This window comes from Chryseobacterium echinoideorum (assembly GCF_007474535.1).
GTDB classification, from domain to species: domain Bacteria; phylum Bacteroidota; class Bacteroidia; order Flavobacteriales; family Weeksellaceae; genus Chryseobacterium; species Chryseobacterium echinoideorum.
Genome location: NZ_VKNW01000015.1, coordinates 13,072 through 25,701, shown reverse-complemented (window position 1 = coordinate 25,701; position 12,630 = coordinate 13,072). Strand labels below are relative to the sequence as shown.

Genomic DNA, 12,630 nt, shown 5'->3' with positions numbered 1-12,630 from the left:
AGAAGCAATCGCTCTGTCTCTATTGTTTCAAATATCATTTTAATATGGTTTAAAAGAAAAAAGTAAAATTATCAAAAAATATTTTGGAAGATTCGAAAATAATTATAGCTTTGTAATTCAAAGTTCTTTTAATATGGATTCAAAAAACTATCACGAAGACTTATCACACATTCGTTCTATGATGGAACGATCTTCAAGATTTATTTCATTAAGCGGATTATCCGGAGTTTTTGCAGGACTTGCAGCCATAGTCGGAGCAATGTATGTTTATTTTGTTTTTCAGAGAGAAGGAATTGATTATTTTGACGGAGACAGAAATGTTTTCGGAAAAGAACTTGTAAAGGAATTGGTGATGATTGGGTTTTTAATTTTGGTGACGGCACTTTTGAGCGGCTATTTTTTTACCGCAAGCAAAAGCAGAAAAAAAGGACTCAAAATCTGGGATGCGACCACAAGAAGATTATTGCTGACCTTTTCCGTTCCCCTTATAACCGGAGGATTATTTTGTCTCCTGCTTCTTTATCATCATTTGTTCGTTTTGGTAGCTCCGGCAACTTTAATTTTTTATGGTCTTGCTTTAGTGAGCGCAGAAAGATATACTTTGACGGATATAAAATATTTAGGATATTGTCAGATAATCTTAGGGTTACTCTCCTTTATGTTTCTTGGTTGGGGTTTGGTAGCCTGGACAATCGGCTTTGGTGTTCTGCACATTGTCTATGGATGGATAATGCATGTGAAGTATAAATAGTTAGTTAGTTAGTTAGTTAGTTAGTTAGTTAGTTAGTTAGTTAGTATTATGGGAAACATTATTTCGTTTAAAGATTTGATTGTCTGGCAAAAGTCGCATGCATTTGTTTTGGAAATTTATAGAATAAGTTCTTCATTTCCAAGAGAGGGAATTGATGCTTTGACGAGTCAAGTAAAAAGAGCGGCAGTATCAATTCAGGCTAATATTGCAGAAGGATTTAGTAAGAAAACCTTACCTGAAGGATTTAGATTATATAAATAATGCAACATTTGAAAATACGGTTATTTTGTGTGAGGAAATTGGGAAATTATTAAACGGATACATTAAAACAATTAAGAATTATCATCAAAAGAAATAGCTATTACAACTAAAAAACTTTTTAGCTGAATAACCAAAATACTAACAATGATCAACATCAGTCAACTCAACAAAGAATTTGAAAGCCGTGTAAGATTGGGTATTATGTCCGTTCTTATGGTGAACGATTGGGTTGATTTTTCTGAAATGAAAAGTTTGTTGGAAATCACAGACGGAAATTTGGCAAGCCACAGCAATGCGCTTGAAAAGTCGAATTATATTGAAGTGAAGAAAGAATTTGTAGGTAAAAAGCCAAAAACTTCTTATCGGGTAACACAAAATGGGAGAACAGCTTTTACACAACATTTGAATGCTTTGGAAAAATTACTCGGGAAATAGAAGCTATATTTTTTTAAATATTAACTTTGAAATACAAAGTACTTTATAATAAAAATTAAATGAAATGACACACAGAAACACAACATTAGCAATTTTTGCTGTCCCTGCACTTTTGTTGGCAGCAGCATTTTTAGGAAACCTTTTTGTAGAAGGCTGGAATTGGTCACGATTTGATTTCCTTGTTGCCTCAGTCTTACTTTTCGGAACAGCGGGTTTAATCTTTTTGGTGCGGACTTTCGTACAAAACAGAAATTACAGAATCTTATTAAGTCTCATAATTGTCATATTTCTTGTTTTGACATGGATAGAATTGGCAGTAGGAATATTCGGAACTCCATTCGCAGGTAATTAAAAAACAAAAATGACCAGAAAAAAATTTATAAAAAGACTTTTTCAGCTTTCAGCATTCGGAGCATTACCGTTTCTTTATTCGTGGCAGATTGAGCCGTTCTGGGTAGAATTTGTAGAAAAAAAACTTCCTGTTAAAAATTTGCCTGAAAATTTAGAAGGAAAAATTTTAATGCAGATTTCCGATTTGCATGTCGGTAACAGATTCGACTGGAATTTTTTGATTGAGTCTTTCGCAAAAGCTCAAAATTTTCATCCTGATTTTGTGGTGTACACAGGTGATTACGTCAATCATGGAACAGCTGAAGATCATAAAAATTTAGAAAAAGTAATGAAGAAAGCCGTCTTCGGAACATTGGGAACTTTCGGAATTTTAGGAAACCACGATTACGGAAAAAACTGGAAAGATCTCGGTTCTTCGGAAGAAATTTGCCGCATTTTAGAAAATAATGGTATCATGATGCTCAAAAATCAGCAGACAGAATCTCACGGATTAAATTTTATCGGCTTTGATGATTTATGGTCACCCAATTTCGATCCGATGAAGGTCATGAAAGATTATAGTCCTGAAAAAGCCAATGTAGTACTTTGTCACAATCCCGATGTTTGCGATAAAGATGTCTGGAACGGTTATCAAGGCTGGATTTTAAGCGGCCATACTCATGGCGGACAATGCAGGATTCCAGGAGTGGTTACCCCGATTCTTCCGGTAGAAAACAGGAAATATATTTCAGGAGAAATTGATCTGAAGGACGGAAGAATGCTTTATATCAACCGTGCTTTGGGACATTCTTTTCAGGTGCGTTTTATGGTGCGCCCGGAAATTACGGTGTTTACTTTAATTCAAGCTTAAAATAATGAAGGATTCAACCATCATAAATATAGGAAACTACGCTTTCTGGGTTTCGTTTGTTCTAATAAGTTTTTGCTTTTTAGGATCATTTACAAGTGAAAGATTTTTATTTGGAATTCTTGGAGCAATTCTAATACTTTTTGGAGGCTTTATTAATTTGATGATATTTTTTTTCCTTTTGATTTATGGTTCTTATCACGAATCTCAGTTCAATATTTGTTATAAATCGGCTATGACAATTTTAAAGAATATTCTTGTTATAATTTTTTATGGAATTTTAATAAAAATAATAGAATTATGAATAATCAAGCTATTTAAACATAGGAAAATATACATTCGGATTGTTTTTTCTTCTTGGAAATATCTGTCTTCTCGGATATATGAGTACAAAAATTGATGCTTTCCAGATTCAGGATTTACTTTATTGCAATTCACAATTCCTATTTCTGTCCTTACTCATTTATGGTTTATTCCGAAAAACTAACTTAAAGAATGTGTTAAAGCGTCACTAATCATTTGCATTAACAATCCCATTGTAATTCTGTATTTTCTATTTAGTAATTTTCTTAATGGGATTTTAATTCTAATTAATCTTCAAAAATACATCAACTATGAAAAAACTACGCACAAAATTTATCATATTCATGTACGAAAATTCCCAAAAACAGTACAGAAAATATTTTAAAAAGAAAAAAAGGCAATGGCAGTTTAACGAAGAACAATTGTTAAGCTTTAAGCAAGATTCTTTGGGACGAACCTTAGGCGAATTTTATAAAAAGCACGGTTTCAGGATGATTCCAAAAATGGAAAATCACGATGTTTATCATCTGATTACCGATTGCAGTACCAATATTCAGGATGAGATTGCCATGCAGTATCTGCTTTTCGGAAACGGAAAAAGAAGCGCTTATCTTTTGGGTGTTTTGGTTTTGGGAACTATTGTCTTTCCGGAATACTGCAAAACATACATCAATGCGTATAAAAAAGGCAGAAGCATGAGAACCTTTTATCACTGGGATTTTGAAGGACTTCTGTGGCAGAATTTTGAACATCTGAAAGATTTTATTAGACAAAAAGAAACTCCAGTTATTTATTAACCTCAACCTTAATTTTCATGAAAACAAATCACTATATATTCATTTCGACCATACTTTTCGTTATCCTTTTTTATAACGAAAGTATTGGTCTTAATCTCGGAATTCTCGGAATTTCCTATTCAGTTTTTACAATAATCAAAACGCCGAAAAGAAATTATAGCAAAATATTTCTTTTGCTTTTTGTGACGAGCATTTTATCAAGTCTTGCTTTTGCTTGGTTTGCTGATTTTGCCTCTTTTCTGGCATTGGTTTTATCGCTTTTGCTGCTGTCTTTTAAGGCTAAAAACAAAAGGATGAAAAGCCTTTTTCTGCTTCCCGTATTTGTTGTGAATGTTTTTACTTTTATTTGCAGGGTTTTCAGTTTTGACGAATGGCTTCCAAAACAGAATACTTCACAACTCTGGAAGAAAGTTTTTGCCTTCGTGCTGATTCCTTTTATTTTCGTTGCTGTTTTTTTTGGAATTTATTCTGTGGGAAGCAGTCATTTTGCCAGTATTTTTAAAGATGTTGAACTGGATATCAACCTGTTTCAGGTTTTTGCATTGGGAGCTTTAGGATTTTTCATTGCGTTCAATTACTACAATTTTGCGGTAGAAAAGTTTTTGTATAAACAAAATTGCTTGCTGGATAATGATTTTCAGGAAAAGCATAAAATACCTCAACCAACATACTCATTTCTGGACTTGAATACCGAAAGAATGAGCGGTATTATTTCTCTTATTTCTCTGAATGTACTTCTTATATTCTTTATCATCACCTACAATTATGAGCAGTTTTATGAAACAGTAAAAAGTCCTAATCAACTTTCTGAAGAAACGCATGAAAGAGTAAACGCAGTGATTTTGTCGATTATTATGGCAATCCTGGTAATGATGTTTTATTTTAAGTCTAATTTTAATTTTGATTCTAAAGCGGGAATGCTGAAAATTTTTGCCAAAGTATGGCTGCTGCTCAATGCTGTCCTGATTTTTTCGGCAATATTAAAAAATACGGAATACATCAGTAACTATGGTTTTACTTACAAACGACTGGGAGTATACGCTTTTCTGCTCTTATCACTAATCGGATTGATGCTTACTTTCATCAAGATTCAGTACAGAAAAACCAATGCATTTCTTTTCAACACAATGAGCTGGAGTTTTTATGGAATAATTTTAGTATGCAGTTTTGTTAATTGGGGTGGTATCATCACTTCTCAAAATATGAAGAGAAAATATTTTGCAATAAATTATCATCTGAACAGCATCAATTTTAGTGAAAAACAGCTTTTGAAATATGCAGAAGATCATAAAGATACATCACTGAAAAGTAAAATTTCAGAAACAGTTAATCAGCAACGGTCAACATCTTTTCTTTCTCAGATTTTGTACTACAAAACAATAAATTAAGTTTAAACTATATCAAAATGAAAAAATCAGTTTTTTTAATCATTCCTTTACTGATGGCTTCATGTACCAAACAAAGTTCAGAAGCTCAGAGAAATACAGATTCACTCAAAGCCGTAGTCAATACTGACGTCGATATTTACGATTCGGTTTCTAAGCCTGTCGTTGAAGATTCGCTTCAAACAGAAGAAACAGAGAAGCAGGGTGAAGCGGTAAAAATTGTAAATGCCGAAAAACTTCCGTGTACCATTGATCAGAAATTTGATGCTAAAATTCAGAAACTGGTGATCAGAATTCCTAATTACAGCAAATCGGAAATTCACGGAAGTATTTCTCCACAAAACAACAAAATGAATATTCGTTTCAACCAAATCAAATTACCGGACGGGAATTATGATGGTCCTTTTGGACGGGAAATTTCTTATCAGATTAAAGAGAAAGGTGAAGTTTGGCTGATAATTGGCAAAAGTCTTATGGCTGAAGGAGTGAATGAAGGTGATTTTTCGGTAACGATAGAATAAGTTGGTATAATTTCTGTAATTAAGAATTTTATATCAAATTTTGTATGAAATAGTCTCAGCTGTAAAATCACAGTGTAGCGATTATACAAAAATTTAAAAATCATTAAAAAAAATCTACATATGAAAAAGGTATTTTCAATAGCCATTGTTTCGTCGGTACTATTGGCGAGTTGTGGGGCTGTACAATCTATCGTTCAGAATACATTTCCGTATACGACTAATGTTCTTATATCAACGGGTGTTCCTGCCAACAAAGAAGTTTCATCTACTTCTACAGCTTCCAATGTACAGACTTGGGTAGGGGGAAATAATAATGCCCAAATCAAAGATGTGCGTATTTCTGATGCTAAAATTTCTGTAGTTTCTCCTGTAGGAGGAAATTTAAGTGCATTAAAATCAGTAAAAGTATACATTTCGTCAAATGGGACAAGTGAAAGGCTGGTTGCATCCAGAAACAATATTTCTACGACTTCATCCAGTTTAAATTTAGATCTTAACAACGAGACGGGATTTTTGGATAATATTGTAAAAAGTTCAGGACTTTCGGTAAGAACGGTTTATGAGCTGAAGAATCAGACATCATCGGACATGAATATCAAAGTAGCACTCAATTTCAGCAGTGTTCCTGTAAGATAATTTTAAATCAGTTAAATTTTGTAAAAAATAGCTTTTCAATTTGGAAAAGCTATTTTTATTTCCTCTTTAGGAATACACTTATCTCTTTAAAATGAATAATAATTTTTAAATTCTTTGAAGAGGATTTATTTTATTTCTTTAGCTTTACAATTCAAAAAACACTCAACAATGGAAATCGTAGCCAAAATCTTAATTGCAGTTGTAGCCATAGAACATTTTTATATTCTCTGGATGGAAATGTTTGCCTGGGAAACCAAGGGAAAGGAAGTTTTTAAAAAAGCTTTACCTTCAGAACTGTTTACACCAACAAAAGGTTTAGCGGCAAACCAGGGTTTGTACAACGGTTTTCTGGCTGCAGGCTTGATCTGGTCTTTTTTCATTGAAGATCCCAAATGGCAGACCAATATTGCTTTATTCTTTTTAGGATGTGTTGCGATAGCCGGGATTTACGGAGCTGTTTCTGCAACAAAAAAAATATTCTTTGTTCAGGCATTACCCGCAATTATAGCAATAGTTGCTGTTCTTTTGAAATAAATTTGTTGAATACTGTTCTGAATCATTATTCGGATGAATAACAATTTATGAATTAAGGAAACAAGATCTTCTTTAGTTTTTCTGCCATGTTTTTAGGGGTAAACAAACCTTCATGATAATCAATAAGCTTCTGGTTTGCATCTAAAATAATCCATAAAGGATAAACCGGCTGATTTTTATTTTTAGATAAAGCTAAAGCAAGCTCGTGAATTCCTAAATTTCCGTTAGGTAAATAGTTGAATTCTTTTCCTTGAAAATTGATTGTTTCTTTTGTTTTTTCTGCTTCAAAATTGATGAAATAAAAATTATCATTGATGTATTGAGTCAGATCTTTATCTTTATTGAGTTTAAATGATTCAATTGTACAAACCGAACACCAATCAGTATAAATGTGAATAATTACTGGTTTGGGATTGTTCTTTTGCAGAGTTTCTACCTCCAAAAAAGAATGTGATTTTAACTGTGAAAAGCAAAATCCTGAAATAAAGAACAATATAATTATTAGAAATTTCATTTTTATAGTATTCAATTTTCTTGCTCTATTTTAAATTGAAATATTTTACACTTTATTAGAACTTGATCACACCAATTTTTTTTAAGCTTCTTTGCTGTTTAAAATAGGATCTTTGCATTAATAAAAGCTTACTTCAAATTATATTTAACGCCTAAAAAACCTCTTATTTTCTGCATAGGCGCAAATCCGTAAGTCGTATCAAAAGTATAACCATTCGGATTCCTTATAGGATCATCAACATTTTTATCGAAAGGATCAAATGGTCTCATCAAAGGATCATCTGGTGTAAAGTTGAATAAATTTTTAATTCCGCAATACACTTCAAATCCGGATCTGAAAATTTTTGAAATCTGAATATTTGCTAGAGAATACCAAGGAGAATATTCCGGTCTGTAATCGTTTTCTAAAACCGGCAGCCTCATGGGTCCGTACAACTGTCCCGTAAAATCTACGGTCAGATTATTATTAAATTTGTAAGTTAAGCTGTATGTTCCGCTCCATTTTGGTGCGTGAAGCTGCTGCGATTTTTGTCTTTCGTCATCAAATTTTTGATAAACATCAAGATATGTTATTCCCAGGTTGACACTCAGTGGAAAACTGAAGTTAAAATCAGCATTCAGAGAAACCCCTCTCGAAATACCGTAGCCATTAAGATTATCATAAATAATTTTTTCAGGATCTGAGTCAAAATCGCCCACAATTTTATTACTGAAATAGGTGTAAAAAGCCGAAGCATCAAGATTGATCAGCTGGTTTCCTGCCGGAATTTTCCACATATAATTCAAATTCCCGTTGACTGATCTTTCAGGCTGCAGATCAGATTGGATTATTACTTCTCTGGAACCCGTTAAAGCAGCATGATCTTCAGTAAATAAATTTACAACACGGAAACCTGTTCCGAAATTGAACCGCAAAGTATGAAACGGATTGGGTGAAAATTTCCATGCAAATCTTGGTGAATGTACGCTGTGATGTATTCGATCATAATCAAATCGGTAACCGAGCAATAAGGTGTTTTTTTCGCTGATTTCCCATTGATCCTGAATAAAAGCTCCAAAAAGTGGTGAATTCATCGGTTCATTATTCAATTCGTCTGATGATAAAGTTGCGGGTGTATTGTCATCATAAAAAGTTTTTTTATAGGTCAATCCTACAATAAGATCATGATGTTGTATTTTTTTATCCCAATAAGTCTGTACAAAAGCTGTTTTTTGTGTTGCGAGATAGGAATTATTACCGTAAAAAGAATTCTGGTCATGAAAATTATACGAAAACTGGGTCATAATATTTTCTTTGAAAGGGAGCTGATAAATACCAAAAGCTTCAAACCGATTAGTATAAATGCTTTCTCCGTAAAGCTGATTACTTCCTCGATAAGATTTATTCCACTGCATTTCTCCGCCAAAGCGATCTTCATATAGATATCTAAGTGCAAAGCTTACCTGTCGGTTTTCTTTTCTTCTAAAATTCCATTTGTTAAAAACAGAAATCCTGTTCTGCAAAGCTCCGTCTGTAAAGTTGTCATTATTTTCGTCCAATCTTTTGGTGAAATTAAAATAATTGAGACTCAATAAAGAAGCAGCATTTTTACCGGCATTAAATTTAGCAGAGAAGTCAAAATTATTTTCTGCCCAACTTGTCGTCATGAGATCAATACTCAGTTTTGGTGCTGTCAAAGCATTTTTAGTAATGATATTGATGACTCCACCCATCGCTTCAGAACCGTAGATTGATGAAGCCGGACCTTTTACAACTTCAACTCTGTCTATCAGACTATTGGGGATTCCGCTTAATCCATATACAGTGGAAAGGGAGCTTACGATCGGCATCCCGTCAATTAAAACCATTGTATAAGGTCCTTCCAACCCGTTGATGTGAATGTCTCCTGTATTACAAACCGAACAGTTTAGCTGTGGCTGCACACCATTAACCATTGAGATGGCTTCAAATATATTAGGCGTTGGGTTTTTCTGGAAAAATTTCTGAGAATAAATTTCCACAGCAACCGGACTTTTTGATTTACTAACCGGTTTTAATGTTCCTGTAATGACAACATCATCAATGTCTTTAGTGTTGATCTCTTTCTTATCAGGAATTGCAGCCGAATCTGTTTTTTTTAATTGATCAGCAACCAGACTATCTCTTTCCTGAGCAAAACAAAATAAAGACAAAAACATGAAAGGAAATAATATTTGTCTCATAAAGTTAAAATTGTTAGACAAAGCTAACAATTATTTTTAGAATATAAAAACTAAATATTCTCGAAATTAAATTTTATAAAAACTGATGCTAAAAAATGTGATTTAAATTGTTCTTATTCATTTCATTTAAAAATGTTAAATTTGAGAATCACATATAGCAAGTAAAAATGAGATACCACCAGTCGGGAAATATCCCTCAAAAAAGACATACGATTTTCAAATCACCGGAAGACAAATTCTATTACGAACAGCTTTTCGGAACAGAAGGTTTTCACGGAATTTCTTCACTTTTATATCACATTCACCGTCCTACCCAGATCAAATCAATAGGCGAGGCGAAAGATGTTGCTCCGAAAATTGCAATTGAGAAAAATGTAACTCCAAGAATGTTTAAGGGAATGAATGTAACTCCCGAAGACGATTTTTTAGACAGCCGTAAATTTCTAATGGTCAACAACGACCTGAAAATGGGATTGTCGAAGCCGAGAAAGTCAATGGATTATTTCTATAAAAATGCAGAATGCGATGAGCTTTTTTTTGTGCACCACGGAGCCGGAATTCTGAAAACTTTTGTTGGAAATCTGGAGTTTTTTGTAGGTGATTATCTGATTATTCCAAGAGGGACGATTTATCAGGTTGAACTGAATTCGGAAGATACAGTCTTGTTTGTTCTGGAAAGCCATTCTCCGATTTATACCCCCAAAAGATATAGAAATGAATTTGGTCAGCTGCTTGAACACTCTCCGTTTTGCGAAAGGGATATTATTGCACCCACATTTGTTGAGCCAAAAGATGAAAAAGGAGAATTTTTAATTAAAGTAAAAAAAGAAAATCAGATCACAGATTTCATCTATGCGACACATCCGTTTGATGTGGTAGGTTGGGATGGATACTTTTATCCATATAAATTTAATATTAAAAACTTTGAACCAATTACCGGAAGAATTCATCAGCCGCCTCCGGTCCATCAGAATTTTGAAGGACACAATTATGTAGTTTGTTCTTTCTGTGCAAGAATGTACGATTATCATCCGCAGGCAATTCCTGCACCTTATAATCACTCAAATATTGATTCTGATGAGGTTTTATTTTATACTGAGGGTGATTTTATGAGCCGAAATCATATTGATCTGATGGATTTTACGCTTCATCCGGGAGGAATTGTTCACGGTCCGCATCCGGGGGCTATGGAAAGAAGTATCGGAAAGAAATTCACCGAAGAATATGCCGTAATGGTAGATCCTTTCAAACCCTTAAAAATTACTGAGGAAGCCTTGAAAGTTGAAGATCCTTCTTATAAAACTTCTTGGCTTGAGAGTGAAGATCATACTTTGAAAGATCGTTTGCAGGAATAGTGTTAATAATTAATATAATATAGAACATCAGTAATTGTTGCTGATGTTTTTTATTGGCTGAAACACCACTTTATAAATCTATTTTAAAATGATTTCAGAAAAGATTGAAAAATTTTTATGTTAAAAAAACTTAAAGCGTAAACATCAAAAAAAACTTTTCCCGAAATTAGTAGTAAATTTCAGGATATGCGAAAAGCAATTGTTAACAGAACTCCAAAACCAAATTATGATATTGTATTGATAGGTGGCGGAATTATGAGTGCCACTTTGGCTACTTTACTTCACGAATTTGATCCGAATCTTAATATTGCCATCTTTGAAAGATTGGGAAGGTTTGCCAAAGAAAGTACTGCTGCATGGAATAATGCAGGAACAGGACATTCTGCTTTTTGTGAACTTAATTATACTCCGGAAAAAGAAGACGGAACAATTGATATTGTTAAAGCTGAAAATATTGCTGAACAATTTGAAATTTCCAAACAGTTTTGGTCTTACCTTGTTGATAAAAAATATATTCAGAATCCACAGGAATTTATCAACTCATGTGCTCATATGAGTTTGGTTTTTGGTGAAAAAGATGCCGAATATCTTCGTAAAAGACATACAGCAATGACCGAATCGCCGTTATTTTCTGGAATGGAGTTTTCTACAGATCATCATCAGCTTAGAGAATGGATTCCGCTGGTAATGAGCAAAAGAAATGATTCTGAAATTTTGGCGGCAACAAAAATGGATCTGGGTACAGATGTTAATTTTGGTGCATTAACCAGAAAAATGGGAAGACATTTGGTGGAAGATTCTCATGTAGAAGTTTTTCTTTATCATGAAGTAAAAGATATTGACCCGCGTGAAGATGGAAAATGGGAAATAACAGTGAAAGACCGTATTAACAACCACAAACAGGAAATAGTTGCAGATTTTGTTTTTATAGGAGCGGGCGGTTATGCCCTGCCTCTTTTGGAAAGTTCGGATATTAAAGAAAGTGAAGGATACGGCGGTTTCCCTGTTTCAGGAGAATGGCTGGTTTCTTACAATCAGGATCTTGTGGAAAAGCATCATGCAAAAGTCTACACTCAGGCGACGGTAGATGCGCCGCCAATGTCGGTTCCGCATCTTGATTTAAGGATTATTGATGGTAAAAAAGCACTTCTGTTTGGTCCATTTGCCGGATTTTCAACAAAATTTCTGAAGGAAGGAAGTTATCTTGATCTTCCTGAAAGTATTAATACTAAAAATATACGGTCTTTATTTGGAGCGTGGTGGCACAATATTCCGCTGACAAAATATCTTATTCAGCAGGTTGCCATGACGAAAGCTCAAAGAATTCAGCATTTGCGGGAGTTTATAAAAGATGCTAAAGAAGAAGACTGGGAATTGAAAGTTGCGGGACAGCGGGTACAAATTATTAAAAAAGATGAAAAATATGGCGGCAAGCTGGAATTTGGAACCGAGGTTGTGGTTAATCAAAGAGGGACAATTGCTTCACTTTTGGGCGCTTCACCCGGAGCTTCTACGGCGGTTTTTGCCATGCTGACCGTTTTGGAAAAATGTTTTCCCGATAAATTACACGGAGAATGGAAAAATAAATTGCTTGAAATGATTCCTTCTTATGGACAAAAACTGTCTGATAACGCTGAGCTTACCAATCAAATAAGAGCTTATAGTAAGGAAAAATTAAAACTGAAATACTAAAAGATAAGTAAAGATGTAGTTTTAAAAATAAGTAATTTTGCAATACT

General features: G+C 33.8%; 14 protein-coding genes. 12 read left to right on the top strand and 2 right to left on the bottom strand.

The features are described 5' to 3' along the window. Nucleotides 1–133: 133 nt before the first annotated feature. The 10 genes from FOL89_RS16255 to FOL89_RS16210 all read left to right on the top strand — a co-directional run bounded on the left by FOL89_RS16255 (nt 134) and on the right by FOL89_RS16210 (nt 6,821). Complete coding sequence (locus tag FOL89_RS16255) at nt 134–751, top strand: hypothetical protein (RefSeq protein WP_144283824.1); 618 nt, start codon at nt 134–136, stop codon at nt 749–751. A gap of 48 nt (nt 752–799) precedes the next feature. Then, nucleotides 800–1,012 carry a four helix bundle protein gene (locus tag FOL89_RS16250; protein WP_144283823.1) on the top strand — a complete coding sequence of 71 codons (213 nt, stop codon included), beginning with the start codon at nt 800–802 and terminating at the stop codon, nt 1,010–1,012. Between the two features lie 144 nt (nt 1,013–1,156). Continuing rightward, a complete protein-coding gene (locus FOL89_RS16245; protein WP_144283822.1) occupies nt 1,157–1,447 on the top strand; it encodes a winged helix-turn-helix domain-containing protein in 291 nt (96 codons plus the stop codon). A gap of 64 nt (nt 1,448–1,511) precedes the next feature. Continuing rightward, nucleotides 1,512–1,799: a hypothetical protein gene (locus FOL89_RS16240; RefSeq protein ID WP_144283821.1), complete on the top strand. Its 288-nt coding sequence runs from the start codon at nt 1,512–1,514 to the stop codon at nt 1,797–1,799. Nucleotides 1,800–1,808: 9 nt separating this feature from the next. Then, complete coding sequence (locus FOL89_RS16235) at nt 1,809–2,648, top strand: metallophosphoesterase (protein ID WP_144283820.1); 840 nt, start codon at nt 1,809–1,811, stop codon at nt 2,646–2,648. A 611-nt stretch (nt 2,649–3,259) separates the two neighbouring features. Beyond that, complete coding sequence (locus tag FOL89_RS16230; RefSeq protein WP_144283819.1) at nt 3,260–3,745, top strand: Coq4 family protein; 486 nt, start codon at nt 3,260–3,262, stop codon at nt 3,743–3,745. 17 nt (nt 3,746–3,762) lie between these two features. After that, the gene (locus FOL89_RS16225) at nt 3,763–5,133 is read left to right on the top strand and encodes a DUF4153 domain-containing protein (protein WP_144283818.1); all 1,371 of its coding nucleotides are present in this window, start codon (nt 3,763–3,765) and stop codon (nt 5,131–5,133) included. A gap of 17 nt (nt 5,134–5,150) precedes the next feature. Then, complete coding sequence (locus tag FOL89_RS16220) at nt 5,151–5,651, top strand: hypothetical protein (protein WP_144283817.1); 501 nt, start codon at nt 5,151–5,153, stop codon at nt 5,649–5,651. Nucleotides 5,652–5,771: 120 nt separating this feature from the next. Beyond that, nucleotides 5,772–6,287, top strand: a complete 516-nt coding sequence (locus FOL89_RS16215) for a hypothetical protein (RefSeq protein ID WP_144283816.1) — start codon at nt 5,772–5,774, stop codon at nt 6,285–6,287. 168 nt (nt 6,288–6,455) lie between these two features. Continuing rightward, nucleotides 6,456–6,821 (top strand): DUF1304 domain-containing protein, encoded by a 366-nt coding sequence (locus FOL89_RS16210; protein WP_144283815.1) that lies wholly within the window; start codon nt 6,456–6,458, stop codon nt 6,819–6,821. Between the two features lie 52 nt (nt 6,822–6,873). Here FOL89_RS16210 and FOL89_RS16205 read toward each other — a convergent pair whose 3' ends face one another. Further along, nucleotides 6,874–7,335: a thioredoxin family protein gene (locus FOL89_RS16205; RefSeq protein ID WP_144283814.1), complete on the bottom strand. Its 462-nt coding sequence runs from the start codon at nt 7,333–7,335 to the stop codon at nt 6,874–6,876. 128 nt (nt 7,336–7,463) lie between these two features. After that, nucleotides 7,464–9,536: a TonB-dependent receptor plug domain-containing protein gene (locus FOL89_RS16200; RefSeq protein WP_144283813.1), complete on the bottom strand. Its 2,073-nt coding sequence runs from the start codon at nt 9,534–9,536 to the stop codon at nt 7,464–7,466. Between the two features lie 167 nt (nt 9,537–9,703). On the opposite strand from FOL89_RS16200, the gene FOL89_RS16195 reads away from it, so the two are divergent. Both FOL89_RS16195 and mqo read left to right on the top strand, forming a co-directional pair. Continuing rightward, complete coding sequence (locus FOL89_RS16195) at nt 9,704–10,891, top strand: homogentisate 1,2-dioxygenase (RefSeq protein WP_144283812.1); 1,188 nt, start codon at nt 9,704–9,706, stop codon at nt 10,889–10,891. Nucleotides 10,892–11,077: 186 nt separating this feature from the next. Continuing rightward, a complete protein-coding gene (gene mqo, locus FOL89_RS16190) occupies nt 11,078–12,583 on the top strand; it encodes a malate dehydrogenase (quinone) (protein ID WP_144283811.1) in 1,506 nt (501 codons plus the stop codon). Nucleotides 12,584–12,630 lie beyond the last annotated feature (47 nt).